This window comes from Enterobacter sp. 296B2, assembly GCF_034106185.1.
Classification (GTDB): Bacteria; Pseudomonadota; Gammaproteobacteria; order Enterobacterales; family Enterobacteriaceae; genus Enterobacter; species Enterobacter cloacae_N.
Map to the genome: position 1 here is coordinate 115176 of NZ_JAWNCA010000011.1, position 24011 is coordinate 139186.

The 24011-nt window shown below is 54.8% G+C and carries 28 protein-coding genes; 14 read left to right on the forward strand and 14 right to left on the reverse strand.

What is annotated here, in order from left to right; translation table 11 throughout:
* Nucleotide 1: 1 nt before the first annotated feature.
* The gene (flgN, locus tag URZ40_RS10855; protein WP_025755834.1) at nt 2-427 is read left to right on the forward strand and encodes a flagella biosynthesis chaperone FlgN; all 426 of its coding nucleotides are present in this window, start codon (nt 2-4) and stop codon (nt 425-427) included.
* Nucleotides 428-486: 59 nt separating this feature from the next.
* On the opposite strand, the gene murJ is transcribed toward flgN, so the two are convergent.
* The 4 genes from murJ to rimJ all read right to left on the reverse strand — a co-directional run bounded on the left by murJ (nt 487) and on the right by rimJ (nt 4319).
* A complete protein-coding gene (gene murJ, locus URZ40_RS10860) occupies nt 487-2022 on the reverse strand; it encodes a murein biosynthesis integral membrane protein MurJ (RefSeq protein ID WP_116340686.1) in 1536 nt (511 codons plus the stop codon).
* A 129-nt stretch (nt 2023-2151) separates the two neighbouring features.
* The gene (locus tag URZ40_RS10865) at nt 2152-3075 is read right to left on the reverse strand and encodes a Gfo/Idh/MocA family protein (RefSeq protein WP_163328738.1); all 924 of its coding nucleotides are present in this window, start codon (nt 3073-3075) and stop codon (nt 2152-2154) included.
* Between the two features lie 2 nt (nt 3076-3077).
* Complete coding sequence (locus URZ40_RS10870) at nt 3078-3725, reverse strand: YceH family protein (protein WP_163328736.1); 648 nt, start codon at nt 3723-3725, stop codon at nt 3078-3080.
* A gap of 9 nt (nt 3726-3734) precedes the next feature.
* Nucleotides 3735-4319 (reverse strand): ribosomal protein S5-alanine N-acetyltransferase, encoded by a 585-nt coding sequence (gene rimJ / locus URZ40_RS10875; protein ID WP_163328734.1) that lies wholly within the window; start codon nt 4317-4319, stop codon nt 3735-3737.
* 236 nt (nt 4320-4555) lie between these two features.
* Between rimJ and mdtH the strand changes: the two genes are divergently transcribed.
* The 9 genes from mdtH (at nt 4556) to URZ40_RS10920 (ending at nt 11245) form a co-directional block, all read left to right on the forward strand.
* On the forward strand, nt 4556-5764 hold the full coding sequence (gene mdtH / locus URZ40_RS10880; protein WP_166710757.1) for a multidrug efflux MFS transporter MdtH: 1209 nt from the start codon (nt 4556-4558) through the stop codon (nt 5762-5764).
* Nucleotides 5765-5888: 124 nt separating this feature from the next.
* Nucleotides 5889-6449, forward strand: a complete 561-nt coding sequence (locus URZ40_RS10885; protein WP_320720520.1) for a lipoprotein — start codon at nt 5889-5891, stop codon at nt 6447-6449.
* A gap of 127 nt (nt 6450-6576) precedes the next feature.
* Nucleotides 6577-7623 carry a dihydroorotase gene (gene pyrC / locus URZ40_RS10890; RefSeq protein WP_163328730.1) on the forward strand — a complete coding sequence of 349 codons (1047 nt, stop codon included), beginning with the start codon at nt 6577-6579 and terminating at the stop codon, nt 7621-7623.
* A gap of 74 nt (nt 7624-7697) precedes the next feature.
* The gene (dinI, locus tag URZ40_RS10895; RefSeq protein ID WP_028012694.1) at nt 7698-7943 is read left to right on the forward strand and encodes a DNA damage-inducible protein I; all 246 of its coding nucleotides are present in this window, start codon (nt 7698-7700) and stop codon (nt 7941-7943) included.
* A 273-nt stretch (nt 7944-8216) separates the two neighbouring features.
* A complete protein-coding gene (gene bssS / locus URZ40_RS10900; RefSeq protein WP_023299782.1) occupies nt 8217-8471 on the forward strand; it encodes a biofilm formation regulator BssS in 255 nt (84 codons plus the stop codon).
* A 116-nt stretch (nt 8472-8587) separates the two neighbouring features.
* Nucleotides 8588-9706 carry an N-methyl-L-tryptophan oxidase gene (solA, locus tag URZ40_RS10905; protein WP_320720521.1) on the forward strand — a complete coding sequence of 373 codons (1119 nt, stop codon included), beginning with the start codon at nt 8588-8590 and terminating at the stop codon, nt 9704-9706.
* Nucleotides 9707-9766: 60 nt separating this feature from the next.
* On the forward strand, nt 9767-9880 hold the full coding sequence (locus URZ40_RS10910; protein WP_116340701.1) for a YceO family protein: 114 nt from the start codon (nt 9767-9769) through the stop codon (nt 9878-9880).
* Between the two features lie 218 nt (nt 9881-10098).
* Nucleotides 10099-10665 (forward strand): cytochrome b, encoded by a 567-nt coding sequence (locus URZ40_RS10915; RefSeq protein ID WP_320720522.1) that lies wholly within the window; start codon nt 10099-10101, stop codon nt 10663-10665.
* A 1-nt stretch (nt 10666) separates the two neighbouring features.
* Entirely contained in the window at nt 10667-11245 is a 579-nt protein-coding gene (locus URZ40_RS10920) for a YceI family protein (protein WP_163328728.1), read from the forward strand.
* Nucleotides 11246-11286: 41 nt separating this feature from the next.
* Here URZ40_RS10920 and URZ40_RS10925 read toward each other — a convergent pair whose 3' ends face one another.
* Nucleotides 11287-12336 carry a rhodanese-related sulfurtransferase gene (locus URZ40_RS10925; protein WP_116340707.1) on the reverse strand — a complete coding sequence of 350 codons (1050 nt, stop codon included), beginning with the start codon at nt 12334-12336 and terminating at the stop codon, nt 11287-11289.
* A gap of 222 nt (nt 12337-12558) precedes the next feature.
* On the opposite strand from URZ40_RS10925, the gene URZ40_RS10930 reads away from it, so the two are divergent.
* The 3 genes from URZ40_RS10930 (at nt 12559) to URZ40_RS10940 (ending at nt 15316) form a co-directional block, all read left to right on the forward strand.
* Nucleotides 12559-13485, forward strand: a complete 927-nt coding sequence (locus URZ40_RS10930; RefSeq protein ID WP_116340709.1) for a Kdo(2)-lipid IV(A) acyltransferase — start codon at nt 12559-12561, stop codon at nt 13483-13485.
* 141 nt (nt 13486-13626) lie between these two features.
* Nucleotides 13627-14844: a multidrug efflux MFS transporter MdtG gene (mdtG, locus tag URZ40_RS10935; protein ID WP_320720523.1), complete on the forward strand. Its 1218-nt coding sequence runs from the start codon at nt 13627-13629 to the stop codon at nt 14842-14844.
* Nucleotides 14845-14941: 97 nt separating this feature from the next.
* The gene (locus tag URZ40_RS10940; RefSeq protein ID WP_028012687.1) at nt 14942-15316 is read left to right on the forward strand and encodes a MysB family protein; all 375 of its coding nucleotides are present in this window, start codon (nt 14942-14944) and stop codon (nt 15314-15316) included.
* A 6-nt stretch (nt 15317-15322) separates the two neighbouring features.
* Here the strand turns inward: URZ40_RS10940 and URZ40_RS10945 are convergent, their stop codons facing one another.
* From URZ40_RS10945 to mdoG, 3 genes are all read right to left on the reverse strand, one after another.
* Nucleotides 15323-15550 carry a YceK/YidQ family lipoprotein gene (locus tag URZ40_RS10945; protein ID WP_116340712.1) on the reverse strand — a complete coding sequence of 76 codons (228 nt, stop codon included), beginning with the start codon at nt 15548-15550 and terminating at the stop codon, nt 15323-15325.
* 84 nt (nt 15551-15634) lie between these two features.
* On the reverse strand, nt 15635-18163 hold the full coding sequence (mdoH, locus tag URZ40_RS10950; protein ID WP_116340714.1) for a glucans biosynthesis glucosyltransferase MdoH: 2529 nt from the start codon (nt 18161-18163) through the stop codon (nt 15635-15637).
* Nucleotides 18156-19709 (reverse strand): glucans biosynthesis protein MdoG, encoded by a 1554-nt coding sequence (gene mdoG, locus URZ40_RS10955; RefSeq protein WP_116340716.1) that lies wholly within the window; start codon nt 19707-19709, stop codon nt 18156-18158. The genes mdoH and mdoG overlap by 8 nt, the downstream gene beginning before the upstream one ends.
* Nucleotides 19710-19963: 254 nt before the next feature.
* On the opposite strand from mdoG, the gene mdoC reads away from it, so the two are divergent.
* Nucleotides 19964-21103, forward strand: a complete 1140-nt coding sequence (gene mdoC / locus URZ40_RS10960) for a glucans biosynthesis protein MdoC (protein WP_163328724.1) — start codon at nt 19964-19966, stop codon at nt 21101-21103.
* A gap of 33 nt (nt 21104-21136) precedes the next feature.
* Here mdoC and ymdB read toward each other — a convergent pair whose 3' ends face one another.
* From ymdB to URZ40_RS10990, 6 genes are all read right to left on the reverse strand, one after another.
* Complete coding sequence (gene ymdB, locus URZ40_RS10965; protein ID WP_163328722.1) at nt 21137-21679, reverse strand: O-acetyl-ADP-ribose deacetylase; 543 nt, start codon at nt 21677-21679, stop codon at nt 21137-21139.
* A 102-nt stretch (nt 21680-21781) separates the two neighbouring features.
* Nucleotides 21782-22102, reverse strand: coding sequence for a type 1 fimbrial protein (locus URZ40_RS10970; protein WP_320720524.1), 321 nt, complete (start codon nt 22100-22102; stop codon nt 21782-21784).
* A 150-nt stretch (nt 22103-22252) separates the two neighbouring features.
* Entirely contained in the window at nt 22253-22585 is a 333-nt protein-coding gene (csgC, locus tag URZ40_RS10975) for a curli assembly chaperone CsgC (protein WP_116340724.1), read from the reverse strand.
* Nucleotides 22586-22646: 61 nt separating this feature from the next.
* Nucleotides 22647-23105 carry a curli major subunit CsgA gene (gene csgA, locus URZ40_RS10980; protein ID WP_080327570.1) on the reverse strand — a complete coding sequence of 153 codons (459 nt, stop codon included), beginning with the start codon at nt 23103-23105 and terminating at the stop codon, nt 22647-22649.
* Between the two features lie 41 nt (nt 23106-23146).
* Nucleotides 23147-23602: a curli minor subunit CsgB gene (gene csgB, locus URZ40_RS10985; RefSeq protein ID WP_116340726.1), complete on the reverse strand. Its 456-nt coding sequence runs from the start codon at nt 23600-23602 to the stop codon at nt 23147-23149.
* 147 nt (nt 23603-23749) lie between these two features.
* Nucleotides 23750-23923, reverse strand: coding sequence for a hypothetical protein (locus URZ40_RS10990; protein ID WP_163328716.1), 174 nt, complete (start codon nt 23921-23923; stop codon nt 23750-23752).
* Between the last annotated feature and the right edge of the window lie 88 nt (nt 23924-24011).

The window sequence follows — 24011 nt, forward strand, 5'->3', positions numbered from 1 at the left end:
TATGAGTCGACTGTCAGAAATACTGGATCAAATGACGGTTGTCCTGAACGACCTGAAAACGGTAATGGACGCTGAACAGCAGCATCTCTCTTCCGGCCACATCAACGGCAGCGCGCTGCAGCGTATTACTGAAGATAAGAGTTCGCTGCTGGCGACGCTGGATTATCTGGAGCAGCAGCGCCGCGCCGAGCAGGATCCGAAGCGCAGCGCCAATGACGATATTGTTGAGCGCTGGCAGACCATTACCGAAAAAACCCAGCATCTGCGCGATCTCAATCAGCATAACGGCTGGCTGCTTGAAGGGCAGATTGAGCGCAATCAGCAGGCGCTTGAGGTGCTGAAGCCGCATAAAGAAACCGGACTGTACGGCGCGGATGGTCAGACGGCGACTGCGCGTATTGCGGGTGTAAAAAAGATTTCGATTTGACGCATCAGCGACAAATCATGCAGTGGGGAGCACCCTAAGGTGAACTCCCCTTTTGGCGTTTATGCCGTACGGCGGGTAAACTCTTTCACTTTGAAGCCCAGCACGGCGAGCGTGGCGAAATACGCTACCACCCCGACGCCCACCACGGCCATCAGCCGCATCAGACGATAGGGCATCGTGCCCAGGGACCACTCCGGCATGACGTACATCATCCCGATGAGTGCCGCAGACATCACCAGCACCGCCACAACCAAACGCACGAGAAAACTTGCCCAGCCTGGCTGCGGCGTAAAGATATCCTGCTTGCGCAGCTGCCAGTAAAGCAGCCCGGCATTCAGGCAGGCCGCCAGACCAATAGACAGCGACAGTCCGGCATGCTTCAGCGGGCCGATAAATGCCAGGTTCATCAGCTGGGTCATAATCAGCGTCACGATGGCAATTTTCACCGGCGTTTTAATGTCCTGACGCGAATAGAACCCCGGCGCCAGCACTTTGACGACAATCAGCCCCATCAATCCCACCGAGTAGGCTATCAGCGCGCGCTGGGTCATCGCGGCGTCAAACGCGGTGAATTTCCCGTACTGGAACAGCGACACCGTCAGCGGCTTAGCGAGGATCCCCAGCGCCACCGCGCTGGGAAGGGCCAGCAGGAAGCAGAGACGCAGGCCCCAGTCCATCAGGCGGCAGTACTCATCATGGTTGCCACTTGCAAAGCTTTTCGACAGCGACGGCAGCAGGATGGTCCCCAGCGCCACACCCAGCACGCCGGACGGGAACTCCATCAGACGGTCAGCGTAGTACATCCACGAGACGGAACCCGACACCAGGAAAGAGGCAAAGATGGTGTTGATGATAAGCGAGATCTGGCTGACGGAGACGCCAAGAATGGCGGGCCCCATCTGCTTAATCACGCGCATCGCCCCGGCATCTTTAAGATTGATGCGCGGCAGCACCAGCATGCCGATTTTCTTCAGATGCGGCAGCTGATACGCCAGCTGCAGCACGCCGCCCACGGTGACCGCCCAGGCCAGCGCCAGCACCGGCGGGTTGAAGTGCGGCGCGGCGAACAGCGCAAAACCGATCATGCTGACGTTGAGAAACGTCGGCGCAAACGCCGGAACGGAGAAGCGGTTCCAGGTGTTCAGGATCGCCCCCACCAGCGAGGCCAGCGAGATCAGCAGAATATAGGGGAAGGTAATGCGCAGCAGCTGCGAGGTCAGGGCAAATTTATCTGCCGTGTCGGCAAAACCGGGTGCGGTCACCATAATCACCCAGGGCGCGGCCAGCATACCGACGACGGTCACCACGGCCAGCGCCAGGGTCAGCAACCCGGAGACATAAGAGACAAATACGCGCGTCGCATCTTCACCCTGCTTGCTTTTATATTCCGCCAGAATGGGAACGAACGCCTGGGAGAACGCCCCTTCAGCAAAAATGCGACGCAGCAGGTTCGGCAGCTTGAACGCAACGAAAAAGGCGTCCGTTGCCATCCCTGCACCAAAGACCCTTGCCACAATGGCATCGCGCGCAAAACCGAGTACGCGAGAGAACATGGTCATCGAGCTGACGGCCGCCAGCGATTTTAATAAGTTCATTAACGTGAATTTCCAGAACCATACGGATTTCCAGGACGGGTAAGCGTAAGCGCCACCCGGCAAAGCCAACAGGCGGCGCTTAGTCTAACCGGATTTCAACGAATTACTATCCGCAGATGTTACAGCGAGTTATTCGCTCATGGCATCGCGCCAGAGTCTTTCCACAATGCGCTGCGCCAGAATGGCCTGCTCGCCGGACGTTTCAGGAACCGTCTGATTTTGCACACAGGTGATAAAGTGGCGGGCACATCCCGCGAAACCGCGCTGCTCGAGGGTGCTTTGCCAGCCTGGCGCCGGGAGCGTCACCACGCCGCTGCCCTTCTCTTCCCGCCACTCCCGCATGTCGGTAACGTCGTACAGCGCGCCGTCTGTCACCGCCTGAACGGATTCCCGCTGGCTGCCTGCGCGGCGGTGCATGCTGGTGGTGACCTGAAGGTGCTCAACGGCAAAATGGTGTTCCGCATACACCATCTGCCCCTGTTCGTTAGTGACCAGAGTGCCGCTTTTCAGCAGCGCTTCGCCGTTGGTCAGCCACAGCGCGGTATCCACCACGTGAAGGTAGTCATCAAGAAGGGTAAAGCGCAGATCGTTCGGGCCCACGCTGTCGGTACGGTGCTTATCCATCCGCAGCGAGGCGAGCGTGCCTGACCGCGCCTTCAGTTGCTGATAAAGCGGCGCGAAGCGGCGGTTGAAACCGACCATCAGCGTCAGGTTTTTACGTGCCGCCAGCTCAATCAGCCGCTCCGCGTCCTGAACGTTTTCCGCCAGCGGTTTATCCACGCAGACGTGAACACCCGCATTGAGCAGCTCGCTCACCACCTGATAGTGGGTTGCCGTTGAGGTATGCACGAATACCGCATCGCACTCGCGGGCCAGATCCTGCAGGGAGGCGGCATACGGGATGCGCCAGGTTTCGCAGATACGCTCTGCCTTCTCGCGCGTGGGTGACCAGGCCCCTTGCAGGGTCCAGTCTGTCGCCGCACCTAAAACAGGCAGCCAGGCTTTTTGCGCAATACCGCCCAGCCCCACCACGCCAATACGTAATTTTTTCACCGTCAGTCTCCCAGATGTGCGAGCAACGCGTCCAGCCGCTGCTTCAGCCCGGCTACCTCTTCTTCCAGCGCCTCTACGCGTGCTGAAAGGTCGTCGCTGATTGCGGGGCCCGATTCCGTCGCCACGCTTGCGGCGTCAACGTCACCGCTGAAAAGGTGCATATAGCGGCTTTCACGTTTGCCCGGCTCGCGCGCCATACGCACCACAAAGGGGCCATCCTCACGCGCGGCCAGCCCTTCCAGCGTCTGCTCGACCTCCTGCATGTCGCTGAACTCATGCATGCGGGAAGCGCGCGTTCGCAGTTCCCCCGGCGTCTGCGCCCCGCGCAGCAGCAGCGTGGTGATAATCGCCACTTCCGCACTGCTCAGCTTCAGGTCGCCAAATTCAGAGTTACAGAAGCGCTGCTCGTATTTGGTCACGCGGTTGCCAAAGCCGCTGACGGTGCGCAAATAGTGGCGCTTTACCAGCGCGTCCAGCACGTCCTGAACGTCATGCTCGCTGAGGTTCATCACCGGCTCGCGGTTGGTCTTCTGGTTGCAGGCCATGGTCACGGCGTTAACTGAGAGCGGATACTGCTCCGGCGTGGTGACCTGTTTTTCGAGTAAGCACCCAATCACGCGCGCTTCCGTACCGTTTAGCTGATACTTCATCTTTTCTCCTTAACGACCTGCGGTCCAGTCTCGGGTGGTTAACGCCGTCAGAACGTGGTCGCGCCACTCTCCGTCTATCAGCAGATAATCTTTGGCATAACCCTCTTTCTCGAACCCTAAACGCGCCAGCAAATTGCCGCTGCGCTGATTATGCGGCATGTAGTTCGCCATAATGCGATGGATATGCTGCGTGCGCTGCATATAGCGAATGGCCACCGTTAACGCCTCGTACATCATCCCCTGCCCCTGCCATTTCTGGCCGATAGAGTAGCCAAGGTAGCAAGCGTGGAACGAACCCCGCACCACGTTTGAAAAATTGGCAATTCCGATAATCTCTTTCTCTTCCGGATCGAGCAGCGCGAAATAAAACGCGCTGCCCTGCTTATGAAATTCAGCGATCATGCTGAGGCGCGCCTGCCAGCCGGAGGGGTAACAATGGCTCTCATCCCGAACGGGTTCCCAGGGTTTTAAAAACTGGCGATTCTCGGCGTAATAATCCGCCAGACGCCAGGCATCACGCTCATGCACAAGACGAACGACCAGCCTGTCCGTTGTCAGACGCACTTTTGGCACATTACTGCGATAGCCAAACATCAATACCACTCCTTCCCGTCGCTTCAGCTTACCCATTAGCTTTACTATACCTGCGCCTGTGCCGTCTGTGAAAACAGTGACATACCATTTTGACCTCTTTTCACATTTTTCGATGAGAACTCTCTATCAAAGCACCGTTTTGATAAAAAAATATTGTCGCGCTCAGGGGTGGGAAAAAGCGCGGCGACACCGCAGAATGTTAGCGTGCTCACCTTCTTATTTTCCCTGGAGGGAAAATGTCCCGCGTATCACAGGCCAGGAGCCTGGGTAAATATTTCCTGCTCGTCGATAACATGCTGGTCGTGCTCGGCTTTTTTGTCGTGTTCCCCCTCATCTCGATCCGCTTTGTCGATCAAATGGGCTGGGCGGCGCTGATGGTCGGCATTGCGCTGGGGCTACGCCAGTTTGTCCAGCAGGGTCTTGGCGTCTTTGGCGGCGCGATTGCTGACCGCTTTGGCGCTAAACCGATGATCGTTACCGGTATGCTGCTCCGCGCGGCAGGCTTTGCCACGATGGCGGTTGCCCACGAGCCCTGGCTGCTGTGGTTCTCCTGCTTCCTCTCCGGAATCGGGGGCACCCTGTTTGACCCGCCGCGCACCGCGCTGGTGGTAAAGCTTATTCGTCCGCAGCACCGCGGCCGCTTCTTCTCCATTCTGATGATGCAGGACAGCGCCGGGGCGGTTGTTGGCGCCCTGCTGGGCAGCTGGCTGCTGCAGTACGATTTCCGTCTGGTCTGCGCGGCCGGGGCGGTGCTGTTTATTCTGTGCGCACTGTTTAACGGTCTCTATCTCCCGGCCTGGAAGCTGTCTACGGTAAAAGCGCCGGTACGCGAGGGGCTCGGAAGGGTGCTTCGCGACAGGCGTTTTGTCACCTACGTGTTGACCCTGACCGGCTATTACATGCTGGCCGTACAGGTGATGCTGATGCTGCCAATCATGGTGAACGATATTGCGGGCACGCCTGCCGCCGTGAAATGGATGTACGCCATCGAAGCCTGCCTGTCGCTGACGCTGCTTTACCCCATCGCCCGCTGGAGTGAACGGCGTTTTCGCCTGGAGCATCGCCTGATGGCCGGTCTGTTTCTGATGACGCTGAGCATGATGCCTATCGGTCTGGTAAACACGCTCCAGCAGCTTTTTATGCTGATCTGCACCTTCTACATCGGCTCTATCATCGCCGAGCCCGCCCGGGAAACGCTGAGCGCCTCGCTTGCGGATGCGCGTGCGCGCGGCAGCTATATGGGCTTCAGCCGCCTGGGACTGGCCTTTGGCGGTGCGCTGGGTTACGCCGGCGGCGGCTGGCTGTTCGATGCCGGCAAAGCGCTGAACCAGCCGGAGCTCCCCTGGATGATGCTCGGCGTGGTGGGCGTCATGACGCTTCTCGCCCTGTGGTGGCAGTTCAGCCAGAAGCGCAGCGCGAGCGGCATGCTCGAACCCGGCGCGTAGCCCTTCCCTCCGGCGGGAGAATGCTCCCGCCACACTTCTCAGTATTTTCTGCTGGTTTCTGCCATTTCACACTGACATACTGACGAAACAGGACAGTAGCGCCGATTTTTCGTTGAGGAACACTATGAAGAAAATTGTCATTGCCGCCGCACTTATCATCAGCGGTCTGCTGGTGGGCTGTAACCAGCTTACGCAATATACCGTCAGTGAGCAGGAAATTAATCAGGCGCTGGAAAAACATAACAATTTCTCTAAAGACATTGGCGTGCCGGGGCTGGCCGATGCCCACATCGTTCTCACCAATCTCACCAGCCAGATTGGTCGTGAAGAGCCGAATAAAGTCACGCTGGCAGGCGATGCCGCGCTTGATATGACGTCTCTATTTGGCAATCAGAAAGCCAACATCAAGCTCAAGCTGAAGGCGCTCCCCGTTTTCAATAAAGAGAAAGGGGCGATTTTCCTGCAGGAGATGGAAGTGGTCGATGCGCAGGTTTCGCCGGACAAGATGGCACCGGTTCTGCAAACCCTGATGCCCTATCTGAACCAGTCGCTGCGTAACTACTTTAATCAGCAGCCGGCGTACGTCTTAAGCGAAGACAAAAGCAAGGGTGAAGCCCTCGCGAAGAAATACGCAAAAGGGATAGAGGTGAAGCCGGGAGAGATCATCATTCCTTTCACCGATTAACCTGAAGGGCGCTGCGGCGCCCTTTTTTTTTACGGAAAAGTGTGCAAACGAAAACGTTTCCGCTTATGATTTGTGTCCGGCAAAAACAGCCATCCTTATGACTGATTCCTGACAAGCCGGAGCTTCCATGACTGCACAACCCCAGGTTCTTAAAATCCGCCGCCCTGACGACTGGCATATCCATCTGCGTGATGGCGATATGCTGAAAACCGTCGTGCCCTATACCAGTGAAATTTATGGCCGCGCGATTGTCATGCCAAACCTGGTTCCGCCAGTCACCACCGTCGATGCCGCGATAGCCTACCGCCAGCGCATCCTGGATGCCGTTCCGGCAGGACATGATTTCACCCCGTTGATGACCTGCTACCTGACCGATTCGCTGGACCCGAACGAGGTGGAACGCGGATTTAACGAAGGCGTATTTACGGCGGCGAAACTCTACCCGGCGAACGCCACCACCAACTCCAGCCACGGCGTCACCAGCATTGATGCCATCATGCCGGTGCTGGAGCGTATGCAGAAGCTGGGCATGCCACTGCTGGTACACGGCGAAGTAACGCATGCGGAGATTGACATCTTTGACCGTGAAGCCCGTTTCATCGAGACCGTGATGGAGCCTCTGCGCCAGCGTCTGCCGGCGCTTAAGGTCGTCTTTGAGCATATCACCACCAAAGACGCGGCAGAGTATGTTCGCGACGGCAACGAGCTGATCGCCGCGACCATCACCCCACAGCATCTGATGTTTAACCGTAACCATATGCTGGTGGGCGGGGTGCGCCCTCACCTGTACTGCCTGCCGATCCTCAAGCGCAATGTTCACCAGCAGGCGCTGCGCGAGCTGGTCGCCAGCGGATTCACGCGTGCGTTCCTTGGCACAGACTCCGCGCCTCACGCCCGCCATCGCAAAGAGGCAAGCTGCGGCTGCGCGGGCTGTTTCAACGCTCCAACCGCCCTTGCCAGCTACGCAACCGTATTTGAAGAGATGAACGCGCTGGAGCATTTCGAAGCGTTCTGCTCCCTCAACGGCCCGCGCTTCTACGGCCTGCCGGTCAATGAGACCTTCATTGAGCTGGAGCGCAAAGCGAGCCAGGTTGAGGAGTCCATTGCGCTGACGGATGACGCACTGATCCCCTTCCTGGCAGGTGAAACCGTAAACTGGACGGTAAAACGCTAAAAAATCAACGCCCCTTGTTGTCAAACCGATAATATGCCTGTATAAATAAACAGTATATTACACAGGGGGCATTTATGCGTATTGAAGTCACCATAGCCAAAACTACCGTTCTGCCTGCCGGCGCGCTTGATGCACTGGCAGGCGAATTATCCCGTCGTATTAACAACACTTTTCCCGATAACGCGGGCGCCGTAACGGTTCGTTACGCCGCAGCGAACAACCTCTCCGTCATGGGTGCCGCAAAAGAAGATAAAGATCGCATAAGCGAAATCCTGCAGGAAACGTGGGAAAGCGCAGACGACTGGTTCATTACCGATTAACACTGCTCCCTCATTGTGTTTTTTTGCCGGGTCGCCCCGGCTTTTTTTTGCCTGTCATTCCTGACGTTCAAATTAATTCAGCATCTTCTTAGAAAATCGTGAACGATATGGTGTTTTATTGTTCGAACAATCCTAAAAAGCAGAAAAATGTGTTGCTACCTGTTTATTTTTCCCGTTGGAACCCTTATTACTTGGTATACTGAAGAAGCTTTCAGAAAAACATGCATTGAACCTCAGAGCCGTTGTCTTCTAACACGCATTTAGGGGGTTATAATGGAAAAGAATAACGAAGTCATCCAGACCCATCCGCTTGTAGGCTGGGATATCAGTACCGTAGATAGCTACGATGCGCTGATGCTGCGTTTGCACTACCAGACCCCAAATCAACTCAACCGTGACGAAGCGGAAGTTGGACAGACGCTGTGGCTAACAACAGACGTCGCCCGTCAGTTTATTTCTATTTTAGAGGCAGGCATTGCAAAAATAGAATCTGGCGACTATCAGGAAAATGAGTATAAACGGCACTAACCGTATGCCCACTTTTCACTCAACAGGCACCCTCGCGGTGCCTTATTTATTTCCCGCTTGTTTACGCCCGCGTTGTTAATTACTCTGCTAACAAACCGTAAGTTTACGAGATGCATATGAGATACGACTTAATCATTATTGGTAGCGGCTCCGTTGGTTCGGCCGCCGGTTATTACGCAACGCAGGCAGGGCTAAACGTCCTGATGATTGACGCCCACCTGCCGCCGCACAGCGAAGGCAGCCATCATGGCGACACCCGCCTCATTCGCCACGCCTATGGCGAGGGCGAGCGCTACGTTCCGCTGGTGCTTCGCGCCCAGACGTTGTGGGACGAGCTGGCAAAACAGACCGAAGAGCGTGTTTTCGAGCGGACGGGAGTCATCAACCTTGGTCCGGCTCGTTCGGAATTTCTCGCCAACGTCGAACGCAGCGCGAAGGCGTTTAATCTTGACGTTGAGAAGCTGGACGCGGCAGCCATTACCTCGCGCTGGCCTGAGATTACCGTCCCGGAGGATTATATCGGCCTCTTTGAAGCCAACTCCGGCGTCCTGCACTGTGAAACGGCGATCAAAACCTGGATCGATCTTGCCGCCAAAGCGGGCTGCGCGCAGCTGTTCAATTGCCCCGTAGAGGCTATCACGCATAATGCAAACGGCGTTACGGTGAAAACCGTAGACGGAGAGTATTCGGCTTCCCGCCTGCTTATCAGCGCAGGAACCTGGGTTACCCGCCTGCTCCCGGACCTGCCGATCCAGCCAGTGCGCAAGGTCTTCTCCTGGTTCCAGTCGGACGGGCGTTACAGCGCGCAAAACAAATTCCCGGCGTTTACCGGCGAGTTACCCAACGGCGATCAGTTCTACGGTTTCCCTTCCGAGAAGGACGCCCTCAAGATTGGTAAACACAACGGCGGGCAGGTCATCTCCTCACCGGAGGAGCGCAAACCCTTTGGCGCGTGCCCGCAGGACGGCTCAGAAGCCTTCTCGTTCCTGCGCAATATTCTCCCGGGCGTCGGTGGACTGCTTTATGGCGCGGCCTGCACCTACGACAACACCCCGGATGAAGATTTTATCATCGATACGCTGCCGGGCCATGACAACACCCTGCTGATTACCGGGCTGAGCGGCCATGGCTTTAAGTTCGCTTCGGTGTTGGGTGAAATCGCCGCGCAGTTTGCCCAGGGTATCACGTCGCAGTTTGATCTGACACCGTTCTCACTATCGCGTTTTAACGGATAATCGGCCACGGGCTCCGGCGGTACCGGGACCCGTTTTTTTCGTACTCAACTGTGGGGCGATATGCGCAGGATCGTGGGTTTTCTCGTCAATAACATTCGCGAGCACTTTATGCTCTATATCTTATTGTGGGCGCTGCTCGCTATCGTCGATGTTATTTACATTGTGTTTTATTGAAAGCGATAACTGACATTAGCTGACGTTACTTTATGTTTATTTAAGCTTTTTTCTTCTGCTAAATACGTCTTGCACGAAGCCACTGAATTAAATTTGCGGTTCCTTTTCAAAATCGCTGAAATAAATAAAATAAAAATCAATAGTCAATTATTTTAGTTGCAATATCGCGCCTTCCCGTTCATTTTTATCTTTCGGTTAATTTGAAAATGGACATTCTGATGCAATTGCGTAACTCCTCCCGGCGCTACGGAATAATATCCATAAGCTTGCACTGGATATTTGCCATTGCCGTCTATGGTATGTTCGGACTTGGACTCTGGATGGTCACGCTCAGCTATTACGATGGCTGGTATCATCAGGCACCCGAGCTGCATAAAAGCATTGGCGTCCTCCTGATGCTGGGGCTGGTATTTCGCGTAATCTGGCGACATGTTTCTCCACCGCCCGCGCCACTAAAGACATACGGTAAAATAACCCGCGTTAGCGCTGTCGCCGCGCATATTGTGCTGTATGCACTGCTCTTCGCCATTCTGATCAGCGGCTATCTCATTTCAACGGCAGACGGTAAGCCGATTAGCGTTTTTGGCCTGTTCGAGGTTCCGGCAACGCTCAGCGATGCCGGGGCTCAGGCTGACACGGCGGGCGTCGTTCACCTCTGGCTTGCCTGGAGCGTGGTGACCCTGTCCGTACTGCACGGGCTCGCAGCCCTTAAACACCATTTTATTGATAAAGACGATACGCTTAAGCGCATGCTTGGCCGCTCGTCAGTTGACTCTGGAGCATAAAATGAAAAAACACCTGCTGGGTATCGCCCTGGGTTCTCTGTTATTCACCGCCGGTTCTGCCGTGGCGGCTGACTATAAAATTGATAAAGAGGGCCAGCACGCTTTCGTCAATTTCCGCATTCAGCATCTGGGATACAGCTGGCTGTACGGTACCTTTAAAGATTTCGACGGCACATTCACTTTTGACGAGAAAAACCCTGCGGCAGATAAAGTCAATGTGACCATTAATACGAACAGCGTCGACACAAACCATGCTGAGCGCGATAAACACCTGCGCAGCGCAGAGTTCCTGAACGTCACAAAATTCCCGCAGGCCACCTTCACCTCAACGGAAGTGAAGAAAGAGGGTGATAAGTTGGCTATTACCGGTAATCTGACGCTGAATGGCGTAACCAAACCCGTCACTCTGGACGCAAAATTGATCGGTCAGGGTGACGATCCGTGGGGCGGTAAACGCGCAGGTTTTGAAGCGGCGGGTAAAATTCACCTGAAAGATTTTAATATCACAACGGATTTAGGCCCGGCGTCTCAGGACGTTGAGCTGGTTATTTCCGTTGAAGGTGTGCAGCAGAAGTCGTAATAGATTCGCCCGGCAGGCTCTCGCCGTGCCGGGCGTTATTATTATTCCGGGTCAGGAATGCCCAGTTTAGTATTCAGACGGCCGCGTGATTTATTAAAAATCTTATTGCCGTTTTCACGTCCTGCGCGACGACGACGCTGCTCTTCTTCCGGCAGGATACTCTCCTCGCTGCACAGCTCGCTACAGCAGCCGTTAAACTTCTCGGCACAGGCCGGACATTGGATAAACAGCAGGTGGCAACCGTCGTTTTTGCAGTTGGTGTGGGTATCGCACGGCGCGCCGCACTGGTGGCACTGGGCAATCACATCTTCTGAAATACGCTCGCCCATGCGCTCGTCAAAGACGAAGTTTTTACCGATAAAGCGTACCGGTAAGCCCTGCTCGCGGGCGCGGCGGGCGTACTCGATAATACCGCCTTCAATGTGCCAGACCTTGTTGAACCCATTGTGCTTCATCCACGCGCTGGCCTTCTCGCAGCGGATACCGCCGGTGCAGTACATAACGATTTTTTTATCCTTATGCTCCTGCATCATCTCCACCGCTTTCGGCAGCTGCTCGCGGAAGGTATCGGCCGGAATTTCCATCGCGTTTTCAAAATGCCCCACTTCGTACTCATAGTGGTTACGCATATCAATGAACACCGCATCCGGATCGTCCAGCATCGCATTCACTTCCGCGGCCTTCAGATATTCACCGACATCCGCAGGATTAAACTCAGGATCGTCGATACCGTCCGCCACGATGCGTTCACGCACCTTCATGCGCAGCACCCAGAACGATTTCCCGTCGTCATCCAGGGCAATGTTCAGGCGCAGGCCGTCGAGGGCCGGATCGAAGCTGTAAAGTACGTCGCGGAATGCGTTCACCTTGCTTTCCGGTACGCTAATCTGTGCGTTAATGCCTTCGCGGGCAAGATAGACGCGCCCGAAGACGTTCAGCGCCGTGAAGGCCTGATAAAGCGCATCGCGGGTCGCCTGCGGATCGTCGATCGTGAAATATTTGTAGAAAGAGATGGTTGTGCGCGGTTCGGTTTCAGCCAACATACGCGCCTTTAACATCTCATTCGAAACGCGGTTGTGTAACACTGGCATGGTGTACAAGTCCTGCAATCGTCAGAGAGAATGAAAAATCGGTCGGCATCATATAGCAAACAAAACCAATTTACATCCACACAATTTACGCTACATTTCACACACCCTGATGAATCAGGCTTAACAATTGCCGTCGTCGCGCAGGTTTCGGCGGCAGATATTTTGGCTACGTCTCAAAAAATGCGACAATAGCGAAACAGGACGTTTGAACACAGGAAAGACATGACCCAGTTACCAAAATTTACCGTCGCCCTTTTGCACCCCCGCTATTGGATGACCTGGCTTGGCATTGGCTTTTTATGGCTACTGGTACAGCTTCCCTACCCTGTTATCTTCCGGTTAGGTAAATCATTAGGCCGACTCGCGCAAATCTTTATGAAACGCCGCGCCCGCATCGCGTATCGTAACCTTGAGCTGTGCTTTCCGCAGATGAGCGAGGCAGAACGTCATGATATGGTCTCGAAGAATTTCGAATCCGTCGGAATGGGGCTCATGGAAACCGGCATGGCGTGGTTCTGGCCGGACAAACGCATGGCGCGCTGGAGCAAGGTGACCGGAACCGGCATGGAGCCGGTGCATACTCTTCAGGCCAATCAGACCGGCGTGTTGCTGATCGGCGTCCATTTCCTGACGCTGGAAATCGGGGCGCGCATGTTCGGCATGCAGGCGCCCGGCATCGGGGTTTATCGTCCTAACGACAACCCGGTTATCGATCTCATTCAGACCAACGGCCGCATGCGCTCCAACAAAAGCATGATCGACCGTAAGGATCTGAAGGGCATGATCCGCGCGCTAAAGTCCGGTGAAGTAGTCTGGTATGCTCCCGATCACGACTATGGCCCACAGGCCAGCGTCTTTGTTCCCTTCTTCGCCGTCGACGAGGCCGCCACCACGACCGGCACCTGGATGCTGGCGCGGATGTCCAAAGCCGCCATTGTTCCCTTTGTTCCCCGCCGTATGCCGGATGGCTCAGGCTACGAGCTGATGATGCTTGAGCCGGAACTCGCGCCGCCGCTGGAAGATGCGGAAACCACCGCGCGCTGGATGAACGGCGTTGTGGAGAAGTGCATCATGCTGGCGCCAGAACAGTACATGTGGCTGCATCGCCGCTTTAAAACGCGGCCAGAAGGCACGCCGTCCCGCTATTAATCTCTCATGCGGCCTCCAGGGCCGCATGCTGTTTTAGCTTTAAAAGCTCCCCCTCATTGCGGCAATCATAACCCAGGCGCATAATTAGCAGGCTTATTACTTCATGCTTCAGGTGCTCTGCACCTCACTATGCGGATTGTTATGTCACCCTCAGATGCCCCCATAAACTGGAAGCGTAACCTCACGGTTGCGTGGCTTGGCTGTTTTCTTACCGGCGCGGCGTTTAGCCTGGTCATGCCTTTCCTGCCGCTCTACGTCGAGCAGCTGGGCGTGACGGGCCACGGCGCGCTCAACATGTGGTCTGGCCTGGTATTCAGCATCACGTTTCTCTTTTCCGCCATCGCCTCGCCCTTCTGGGGCGGCCTTGCTGACCGCAAGGGACGTAAAATCATGCTGCTGCGTTCGGCACTGGGGATGGCCATTATCATGGCGCTGATGGGCGTGGCGCAGAACGTCTGGCAGTTTCTGATATTGCGCGCATTGCTGGGCTTATTGGGCGGATTTATTCCCAACGCAAACGCCCTGATCGCCACGCAAATGCCTCGCCATAAGAGCGGCTGGGCGCTTGGAACGCTCTCAACCGGTGGCGTGAGCGGTGCTCTGCTGGGACCGCTGGCGGGGGGGTTACTGGCGGATAACTGCGGCCTGCGCCCGGTTTTTTTCATCACCGCGAGCGTTTTGTTTCTGTGCTTTATTGTCACCCTGCTCTGCATCCGTGAAAAATTTACACCCGTCGCTAAAAAAGAGATGCTTCACGCCAGAGACGTGCTGACCTCGCTTAAAAATCCCAGGCTGGTGCTGAGCCTGTTCGTAACGACAATGATCATTCAGGTAGCAACCGGATCGATTGCCCCTATTCTGACGCTGTACGTTCGCGACCTGGCGGGTAATGTTAGCAATATTGCCTTTATCAGCGGGCTAATTGCCTCCGTGCCCGGCGTGGCGGCGCTGCTTAGTGCGCCGCGGCTGGGGAAGCTGGGGGACCGCGTGGGTCCTGAGAAGATCCTGATTTGTGCGCTGGTTATCTCCGTCCTGCTGCTCATCCCCATGTCGATGGTGCACTCTCCGTGGCAGCTGGGCGTGCTTCGCTTTTTGTTGGGCGCCGCCGACGGGGCGTTGCTGCCCGCCGTACAGACCCTGCTGGTCTACAACTCCACGAACCAGATTGCCGGGCGAATCTTTAGCTATAACCAGTCATTTCGCGATATCGGTAACGTCACCGGGCCGCTTCTCGGCGCGGGTATTTCCGCCAGCTTCGGTTTTCGCGCCGTCTTTATCGTGACGGCTGGCGTGGTGCTGTTCAACGCAATTTATTCGTGGTTCAGTTTATCCCGCGCGTTACGGCCGGTGACGGAATAAGACGAACGCCTGACGGCTTATTTTCGCATTCATACTTGCAGAATCTGATATTCAGCTATTCTTTCCCTGAAACCTTCTGGAAAACAGGGAGACACCAATGACCATGTACGCCACGCTGGAAGAAGCTATTGATGCCGCTCGTGAAGAGTTCCTTGCCGATAATCCCGGTGTTGAGGAAGAAGATGCTGACGTGCAACAACTTAATATCCAAAAATACGTTCTGCAGGATGGGGATATTATGTGGCAGGCCGAATTCTTTGCCGATGAAGGCGAAGAAGGGGAATGTTTGCCGGTCCTGAGCGGTGCAGGTGCGCAGGCCGTCTTTGATGGCGACTATGATGAAATCGAGTTACGCCAGGAATGGCTGGAGGAGAATACGCTGCACGAGTGGGATGAAGGCGAATTTCAGCTCGAGCCACCTTTGGATACGGAAGAAGGTCAAACCGCAGCCGATGAGTGGGACGAGCGTTAATTTACGCTACTCGTACGGGCCGTGGCTGGCATCAATCGGCAGCAACAGCGTGTCGAAAATCAGCGAAAACGGCAGATCGAGCACCGTCAGATAGCGCCATGCGGAATCGCGTACATCCCATTTCACGCCCGGATAGTACTGGTTGCCATGGCCCTGCCCTGGAATGGTGCGGCTGATGATGCTGCCGCAGCCGCTTAGCAGGCATGTCATCATAACGACGATGATTATTTTCATCAGTAACCTCTAAAAAAATACCGGCCTCGCAGCCGGTATTTTATCTGGCGGGTGGCGCTATGCTTACCCACCCTGCTTAACCACTTACTTGGCCTTCAGCGCCAGCGGGTTCAGCTTCAGCTCTTTGTAGTAGTTCACCCACGAAGAATACTTCTCCGGAGCGGACCATACGCGATAGTGAAGCCTTGCCATCGTGACCGGATCGCTCAGCAGCACCAGACGACGGTCGCGATTGAGTTTTTCCGGGGTCTCATTAAGCGCCTGCTCAACGTGACGATCGCGGGCAATCTCCAGCACCTGGCTTGCGCGGTGGCGCGCAGTGGCCATCGCCGTCGCCAGGGCGTTGAATGACGGGTTAAACACAGCGTGCATAAAGCCATCATCCAGCGTGCGGCTGCGGTTCTGCTCCAGGTAGGTATCGGTATCCACCAGCACCTGCGGCGGGGAATACTCTTCCGGGATCAGGAACAGTTTCCAGCGCTTGGTACGCAGCCCCACCGTTGACCGGCTGGAGATCACGGACACAAACGGCGACAGGATCAGCGAGAAGACAATCGGTGCCAGCCAGAACAGGAAGCGCAGATCCAGCCAGGCCATTCCGGCCGCCCACACCAGCCCCAGCAGCAGCTGAGAACCGTGGCGCATAAAGGCTTCACTCCATGGCGTGGAGTCGTCATCACGCTGCGGTGAGTTCCAGACCACTTCCCAGCCCAGGAACGCACTGACCACAAACACGGTGTGGAACAGCATACGCACCGGCGCCAGCAGCACGGAGAACAGCACTTCCAGCAGCAGAGAAAGGGTCACGCGGAAGAAACCGCCATACTCTTTCGAGCCTTTGCACCAGATCAGGATGATACTGAGCAGTTTAGGCAGGAACAGCAGCACCATGGTGGAAGCAAACAGCGCAATCGCCAGCTCAGGACGCCACTGCGGCCACACCGGGAACAGCTGGCGCGGTTGCAGGAAGTATTGCGGCTCCGTCAGGGCATGGACGACCTGCAGCGCAGTGGAGAGCGCGAGGAACATAAACCACAGCGGTGCGGAGAGGTAAGACATCACGCCCGTCAGGAACACCGCACGGTGAACCGGGTGCATCCCTTTAACGAGGAACAGGCGGAAGTTCATCAGGTTACCGTGACACCAGCGGCGGTCTCGCTTGAGCTCATCCAGCAGGTTCGGCGGCAGCTCTTCGTACGATCCCGGCAGGTCGTAGGCAATCCAGACGCCCCAGCCAGCACGACGCATCAGCGCCGCTTCCACGAAGTCATGCGACAGAATCGAACCGGCAAACGAACCCTCGCCCGGCAGCGGCGCCAGCGCACAGTGCTCAATGAACGGCTTCACGCGGATAATAGCGTTGTGGCCCCAGTAGTGCGATTCACCCAGCTGCCAGAAGTGCAGACCGGCGGTAAACAGCGGCCCGTAAACACGGGTGGCGAACTGCTGGCAGCGCGCGTACAGGGTGTCCATACCGGACGCTTTTGGCGAAGACTGAATGATGCCCGCGTTCGGGTTGGCTTCCATCAGGCGCACCAGACCGCTCAGGCAGTCACCGCTCATGACGGAGTCAGCATCCAGCACAACCATGTAGCTATACTGGTTACCCCAGCGACGGCAGAAGTCATCGATGTTGCCGCTTTTACGCTTCACGCGACGGCGGCGGCGGCGATAGAAGATCTGCCCTTCGCCCTGCACTTCCGCAATCAACTCCATCCAGGCTTTTTGCTCTGCCACGCAGATATCCGGGTTGTAGCTGTCGCTCAGGATGTAAACGTCGAAATGCTCCGCGTTACCGGTCGCCTTTACGGACTCCCAGGTCGCACGCAGGCCCGCAAATACGCGGTCAACGTCTTCGTTACAGATAGGCATAATCAGCGCGGTACGGTGCTCAGGATTGAGGGGTTCATCCCCGACCGTTGACGCCGAAATGCTGTATTTGTCCCGTCCCATCAGCAGCTGCAGGAAGCCCATCAGCGCGGTCCAGAAACCGGCCGATACCCAGCAGAAGAGAACCGCGAACAGCAGGAGAATGCCGCTTTGCAGAATGTACGGCAGCAGCTGCATGAAGGAGACCCAGAGATCCTGGCCCATCATGTCAGTCGGGTTGATAAACGCCCAGCCCTGGTAAGGCAGAATGGTTTTCATGTACCAGGTCGCGACAACCGTCTGCGCCAGCGTCAGAAGCAGCAGGATATAACGGCGGATTGTGCCCACGGTACGCCATTTCTGTTCAGAGGCCTGCTCTTCTTTCGTCAGGCGCGACAGATAGCGCGGCGTGACGTCACGCCCGCGCAGGCGATCCCAGAAGCGGCCAACCGGGTTGGTGCGCCATGGATCGGGGAACATTGAGGAACGCGTCGCCTTCGGCATGGCCTGAAGCTGATCGCGTCCTTCGTCGTCTTTAATCAACTGCCCTTCTGCCAGCGAGTCCGGCCAGGCCTGCTCCAGACGCGCCTTGACTGACCCCAGCGGCGTATCATCATCACGGGAAAACTGACGATGTTCGCCATCCAGCGCGGTATGAACCGCCCGGATGTCGCTCTTAGGCAGCGCCGCTTTTTCGATATCCGTCAGCGGCATGGCATCAATATATTCAGATGTATTATTCATTGGCAGGTAGCTGGTAGCTCCAGGTTTCACTCAGCGGCTGATCTTCACTGACCAGCGCAGCACGCATTTCAGTGGTCTGTTTCGGATCTTTCACTTTCACGCGCAGGGTCAGACGCCAGCCTTTGGTTACCGGGTTGTAACGCACGGTGTTCTCTACGATTTCACCGTTGTCACCGATGCTGGCCTGGGCCGACACCGCAGTATCCGGAGCCAGTTTCTTCATATCCTGGCCGGTGAAGTCCACGACAAACGCCACCGTACCGTCAGGCTGACGGATAAGGTTAGACTGCTTCACGTCACCCGTAGAGCGGCGAGTCTGCGTCACATACGCGTTATCCGGCGCATGCAGCTTATCTTCGTCGCGGCTGAAGGTAATGGTGTACTTGAAGTTCATCTCTTTACCGGCTTCCGGCAGTTGATCCGGCGTCCAGTATGCAACGATGTTGTCGTTGGTTTCGTCGTTGGTTGGAATTTCAACCAGCTCTACCTTGCCTTTACCCCAGTCGCCTTTCGGCGTAACCCAGGCGCTTGGACGCAGGTCATAGCGGTCGTCAAGATCTTCAAAGCGAGAGAACTGACGGCCACGTTGCAGCAGGCCAAAGCCCTGCGGGTTTTCCATCGCAAAGCTGCTGACCGCCAGATGTTTCGGGTTATTCAGCGGACGCCAGATCCACTCACCGTTGCCGGCATGAATAGACAGACCGTTGGAGTCATGCAGTTCCGGGCGGAAGTTGGTGGCTGGTGACGGCTGGTTCGGCCCAAACAGGAACATACTGGTCAGCGGTGCAACGCCCAGTTTGCCCACTTTGTCACGCAGGTAAACCTTAGACTGCACGTCAACGACCGTGTCACGACCCGGCATAATCACAAAGCGATAGGCACCGGTTGCACGCGGAGAGTCGAGCAGCGCATAAATAGTCAGACGTTTGTCCGTTGGTTTTGGACGTTCAATCCAGAACTCACGGAAACGCGGGAACTCTTCACCTGATGGCAGCGCGGTATCAATAGCCAGACCGCGCGCAGAAAGCCCGTACACCTGACCCGCGCCAATCACGCGGAAGTAGCTGGCGCCAAGCATGCTGACGATTTCGTCGTTTTTATCTTTGCTGTTGATCGGGTAAAGGACTTTGAAGCCTGCGAAGCCCAGGTCTTTCACCGTATCTTTGTCGTGTTGCACATTGCCAAAATTGAAGTAATCCGGGCTGTACTTGATCTTGCGTACCGCGGTTGCCGTCACTTCGTTGATGGCAACAGGCGTGTCGAAGTACATACCCTGATGATAAAATTCAAGCTTGAACGGGGTTTTAATGTTGTTCCAGTACGCTTTATCGTGGTTGAACTGGATCTGCTGATAGTCCGCATACTTCATGTCGCGGAAAACGGAGGGCAAGTTACTTTTCGGCGCTTCGTAGCTCTTGCCTGCCATCGATTTTGCCTGTTTTGCGACATCGTCGATGTTAAAGGCCAGTGCCGATGAGGTATACAGTGATAACACCACTGCAGCACCCAACCAACGCATTTTCATCATCTGTGGTTTATGTTTCATAATAAGTAAGCACTTCCCCCTTTGTGTGCTTATATCGATCCGATCCATTTTAATGGAAACTCAGGCAATCCGACAACATAATCACTGCTTTGTTCAGCTGCTGGCTCATGGATTAAGCAAATGAAAGAACCCGCTATTCACTTTGCGTGCTTATCCTGGAGACAGTGTGTCGGTCTTGGTGTAGGGTTGGCTTCGAATGTAACCATTATGAGTCTTAGGGATAAGGCGAAAAGTCTGAGAATGCACAACGTTATATGAGCACAACACCGATACAACGGGAATATTTCCTCGACTCGATCCGGGCATGGCTGATGCTATTGGGGATCCCCTTTCATATTTCACTGATTTACTCCAGCCACACGTGGCATGTTAATAGCCAGATGCCCTCCTGGTGGCTGACGCTGTTTAATGACTTTATTCACGCTTTCCGCATGCAGGTGTTTTTTGTCATATCCGGCTATTTTTCGTACATGCTTTTTTTACGCTACCCGCTTAAGCGCTGGTGGAAAGTGCGCGTGGAGCGCGTCGGTATTCCCATGTTAACCGCCATCCCGCTGCTGACGTTGCCGCAGTTCATTATGCTGCAGTACGTTAAAGGCAAGGCCGAAAACTGGCCGAATCTCTCGCTGTACGAAAAGTACAACACGCTGGTCTGGGAACTGGTGTCTCACCTCTGGTTCTTGCTGGTTCTGGTGGTGCTGACCACGGTCAGTCTGGTGATTTTCAGCCGCCTGCGCCGCCATCTCAGCACGACGGCCGACTCTTTCTTCACCAACATCACGCTGGGCAGACTGTCGGTGCTCTTCTTACTGCTGGGGATCGCTTATGCCGCGGTGAGACGCACGCTGTTTATCGTCTATCCACCGATACTGAGCGACGGCCTGTTCAATTTTGTGGTGATGCAGTCGCTGTTCTACATTCCGTTCTTTTTAATCGGCGCACTGGCCTTTATTCATCCGAAGCTTAAAGCGCTGTTTACTACCCCGTCACCGTGGTGCGCGGTAGGTGCTGCCATCGCCTTCGTGGCCTATCTGCTGAACCAGCGATACGGGAGCGGCGATGCCTGGATGTATGAAACGGAAAGCGTGATCACTATGCTGTTGGGCCTGTGGATGGTGAATGTGGTGTTCGCGCTCGGCCACCGTTTGCTGAACTTCAAGTCCAGCCGCGTGACCTACTTCGTCAACGCTTCACTGTTTATCTATCTGGTGCATCATCCTCTGACGCTGTTCTTCGGGGCATATATCACGCCGCATATCGCATCCAACACGCTGGGCTTCTTTACCGGGCTGGTGTTTGTGGTGGGGATTGCCGTCGTACTCTATGAGATCCATCTGCGGATCCCTCTCCTGCGCTTCCTGTTTTCAGGAAAACCACAGCCGAAAGCCGCCTGAGCAGCGCGGCGCACTCCGTGCGCCGCGCTTGCTTCAGCTTTCCAGCTCTTGCCTGCGCTGAGTCAAAAGACGCTGATACAGATGAGTGGTGTCTTCATCGAAGCAGACAAAAATCACCTTCTCTGGCAGCGGCTTGAGTGAAAGATAACGGTAGACGGTATCTACGGCGATGGCCGCCGCAGCCGCCTTTGGATAACCATACACGCCGGTGCTGATGGCCGGAAACGCCATCGTTTTGAAGCCGTTGTCGGCGGCAAGCCGCAGACAGTTCCGGTATGCCTCTTCCAGAAGACTCGCTTCATGCCGATCGCCGCCATGCCACACGGGCCCGACAGCATGAATCACCGCTTTGGCGGGAAGGTTGCCCGCAAGCGTAATCACCGCATGTCCCGGAGGGCATTCACCCTGTTGCTGACGCACGATTTTACAGGCTTCCAGTAACTGCGGTCCGGCAGCCCGATGAATAGCGCCGTCTACTCCTCCTCCCCCCATCAGGGAAGGATTGGCCGCATTGACGATGACGTCGACATGGACGGTCGTAATATCGCCATGAATAACTTCAATTTGCGGTTTCATAAAGCCCCTCTGCTGCCCGCCCTTTTTATAAGTGTATCGCAGAGGGGTTATTGAGAAAACGACAGGCCTAAAACCGCGCCCACCAGCGGGCGCGCACGGGTATTAACGGTACTGGATCTGAACAACCGCGAGCGTTTTTTCAGGATTCAGGTACGTCATATTGACCGTCGCAAGGCTGGAAGCAGTCGACTTGCCGTTCAGCGCATCGTCATAGCTGATCGTACGCGTTTGCATACGGTTTTTTTCCGGGCATGACAGCGCAAGCTGCCGCTGTTGCGGTGTGACTTCACAAGGGTCAGCAACGATTGCACCGCGAAAGTGAATAACACCACCTTCCGCAATAGTGGCTGAATAAGCTGGAGCGATTAAAGCAGAAACGAGCAGGCCCAGACCTGAAATAAGACGAGCAAAATAGTGGGTCACGATATGTACTCCTCAATGAAAATCGTCCATGAGGGGCAAACGCGCTTCATTATGCAAACGAAGGCTGACGTTACGGAACCAAACAACGCAGTTCCTGATAACAGCTTAGTTCAACGGCAAATATTCGCAATACATTGATTTTATGAATATTTACAGCGTACCCCCGGCTGGCGACCACTGCTGTGATAAATGAAGCGCTTTTCCATCCGTGACGGTGACTACGATTTTTACCGTGTCTCCCGCAGAAATAGTTAAACTCAACCGCGTTAAATCAATCGCCTGATTAGCGGGGATAAAAAGGGTATTTTGCTGTCGTGAAGCACTTTGCCCACTCTGCCCTTCTTTCAGTGAGAGGATCTGAACCTGACAATCACACGGTTCCGACAAAATGACCTGCGGAATAATGGTTGTCATATTTCCCTGCTGTGACGTTTTAAAAGCGATCTGCCCGGAAAGCGCGGCAAGGAGAATGAAGGTATTCATGAGGAACTCCCGAAAAAAAACAGGGCATCGGCCCTGTTTTTTTGTATTCCAGATTTCAGTATCAGTACTGATGCGCTGTCGCGTGGTTACCAAAGCCAATCTGGGTCACGTTGACAGTGGAGTTAGACGCCGTCTGGTCTACGAGCGCACCGTTAAGGCCGCCGTACTGGCTAACATTCATAACGGATTTTTTGCTGTTCCACTGATCGAGTGTCGCACTGTTGCCGAAACCGTTCTGGGTCAGGTTGATTTTACTGTCGTCAGAACCCTGACCGACATCAGCCCCGTTACCACCACCGGTCTGGCTAATATTCAGAACGGAATTTCTGGCATCCGTCTGCAGGGCCAGCGCTGAGTTACCGCCACCGTTCTGGTAAATATTCAGAGTTGAATTTGGACCACTATATCCGCCCTGACCATGACCGTGTCCATGACCCCATCCGCCCTGATTAATCATACCAGCCATAGCACTACCAGAAACTACGATTGCTGCAAGTGCTGCCACTTTGATAAATTTCATGGTAAACCCCCATCGGATTGATTAACGTCGTCGCGAAATAACTAGCGCTGAATAACGCGAATTGCCATCTGCGACTGTTTCTGCACTACAACTGCGGTTTTCTGCGTACCGTACTGCGTAATATTTGCTCTATTACCCGACCCTTTCTGGATAATTTTCGCACTATTACCATATCCATCCTGCGTAATGCCTGCATCGTTCCCGTTACCGCTCTGATCGATCCAGGCAATATTATAAGTCCCTGATTGATCAACTCTCGCTCTGTTGCCTGCCCCATCCTGGGAAATGACGGACAAGAGTTTCGATCCTTCCTGGCGAAGCTGAGCGTCATTAAACACGCCCTGTTGACCAATAATGGCTGCCTGATTTAATGATGAATGACTTAATTCATTAACCGCAAAATTATATTCAGCGTTTGCCAAATCTGAATTCGATGCGGTTACAAATCCAGGCGCACCCAGTAATGTAAACATCAAAAATAACGCTGTGTTTTTCATGTTGTCACCCTGTACCCGGCTACCTGAAAACACCTTGATCGTATTTCGTATTAAACGACTCGTTTTTTTGTTAACGCGTCGTTACGGTGAAGAGTATGTCCGCTGAAACATTTTAAATATCTCACCCGCGCGGCTTATTTTTATTTTTCAGCTCACCACAAAGTTGTAATTTGCACCATAAAAGGCATTACTCAGGCCGGTTTTATTTTTTATGAAATATTTATGCGTGGCATGCTGTACAACGGCGAGAAAGCCGCCCATGCCCCTTCCCGCGTTGTTTAAGCGTAACGCCAGGATGACATTTTCTTTAGTGCGTGACACAAGGCGAGTTTTCTTAAGCCAGAAAAACCAGAACGGTATGACTTAGAAAGTATCAGTTACTCATACCTTGACACATACCAATTAAAAT

Excerpts from the sequence above, each read along its gene's own strand:
- dinI (WP_028012694.1), top strand. The coding sequence starts at position 7,698 with ATGCGTATTGAAGTCACCATAGCCAAAACTACCGTTCTGCCTGCCGGC.
- rimJ (WP_163328734.1), bottom strand. The coding sequence starts at position 4,319 with ATGTTTGGCTATCGCAGTAATGTGCCAAAAGTGCGTCTGACAACGGAC.
- mdoC (WP_163328724.1), top strand. The coding sequence starts at position 19,964 with ATGAGCACAACACCGATACAACGGGAATATTTCCTCGACTCGATCCGG.
- URZ40_RS10945 (WP_116340712.1), bottom strand. The coding sequence starts at position 15,550 with ATGAAAATAATCATCGTCGTTATGATGACATGCCTGCTAAGCGGCTGC.
- URZ40_RS10885 (WP_320720520.1), top strand. The coding sequence starts at position 5,889 with ATGAAGAAAATTGTCATTGCCGCCGCACTTATCATCAGCGGTCTGCTG.
- bssS (WP_023299782.1), top strand. The coding sequence starts at position 8,217 with ATGGAAAAGAATAACGAAGTCATCCAGACCCATCCGCTTGTAGGCTGG.
- mdtH (WP_166710757.1), top strand. The coding sequence starts at position 4,556 with ATGTCCCGCGTATCACAGGCCAGGAGCCTGGGTAAATATTTCCTGCTC.
- URZ40_RS10910 (WP_116340701.1), top strand. The coding sequence starts at position 9,767 with ATGCGCAGGATCGTGGGTTTTCTCGTCAATAACATTCGCGAGCACTTT.
- pyrC (WP_163328730.1), top strand. The coding sequence starts at position 6,577 with ATGACTGCACAACCCCAGGTTCTTAAAATCCGCCGCCCTGACGACTGG.
- mdtG (WP_320720523.1), top strand. The coding sequence starts at position 13,627 with ATGTCACCCTCAGATGCCCCCATAAACTGGAAGCGTAACCTCACGGTT.
- URZ40_RS10925 (WP_116340707.1), bottom strand. The coding sequence starts at position 12,336 with ATGCCAGTGTTACACAACCGCGTTTCGAATGAGATGTTAAAGGCGCGT.
- csgA (WP_080327570.1), bottom strand. The coding sequence starts at position 23,105 with ATGAAATTTATCAAAGTGGCAGCACTTGCAGCAATCGTAGTTTCTGGT.
- URZ40_RS10940 (WP_028012687.1), top strand. The coding sequence starts at position 14,942 with ATGACCATGTACGCCACGCTGGAAGAAGCTATTGATGCCGCTCGTGAA.
- URZ40_RS10930 (WP_116340709.1), top strand. The coding sequence starts at position 12,559 with ATGACCCAGTTACCAAAATTTACCGTCGCCCTTTTGCACCCCCGCTAT.
- URZ40_RS10920 (WP_163328728.1), top strand. The coding sequence starts at position 10,667 with ATGAAAAAACACCTGCTGGGTATCGCCCTGGGTTCTCTGTTATTCACC.
- URZ40_RS10915 (WP_320720522.1), top strand. The coding sequence starts at position 10,099 with ATGCAATTGCGTAACTCCTCCCGGCGCTACGGAATAATATCCATAAGC.
- URZ40_RS10870 (WP_163328736.1), bottom strand. The coding sequence starts at position 3,725 with ATGAAGTATCAGCTAAACGGTACGGAAGCGCGCGTGATTGGGTGCTTA.
- csgC (WP_116340724.1), bottom strand. The coding sequence starts at position 22,585 with ATGAATACCTTCATTCTCCTTGCCGCGCTTTCCGGGCAGATCGCTTTT.
- flgN (WP_025755834.1), top strand. The coding sequence starts at position 2 with ATGAGTCGACTGTCAGAAATACTGGATCAAATGACGGTTGTCCTGAAC.
- mdoG (WP_116340716.1), bottom strand. The coding sequence starts at position 19,709 with ATGAAACATAAACCACAGATGATGAAAATGCGTTGGTTGGGTGCTGCA.
- solA (WP_320720521.1), top strand. The coding sequence starts at position 8,588 with ATGAGATACGACTTAATCATTATTGGTAGCGGCTCCGTTGGTTCGGCC.
- ymdB (WP_163328722.1), bottom strand. The coding sequence starts at position 21,679 with ATGAAACCGCAAATTGAAGTTATTCATGGCGATATTACGACCGTCCAT.
- mdoH (WP_116340714.1), bottom strand. The coding sequence starts at position 18,163 with ATGAATAATACATCTGAATATATTGATGCCATGCCGCTGACGGATATC.
- csgB (WP_116340726.1), bottom strand. The coding sequence starts at position 23,602 with ATGAAAAACACAGCGTTATTTTTGATGTTTACATTACTGGGTGCGCCT.
- murJ (WP_116340686.1), bottom strand. The coding sequence starts at position 2,022 with ATGAACTTATTAAAATCGCTGGCGGCCGTCAGCTCGATGACCATGTTC.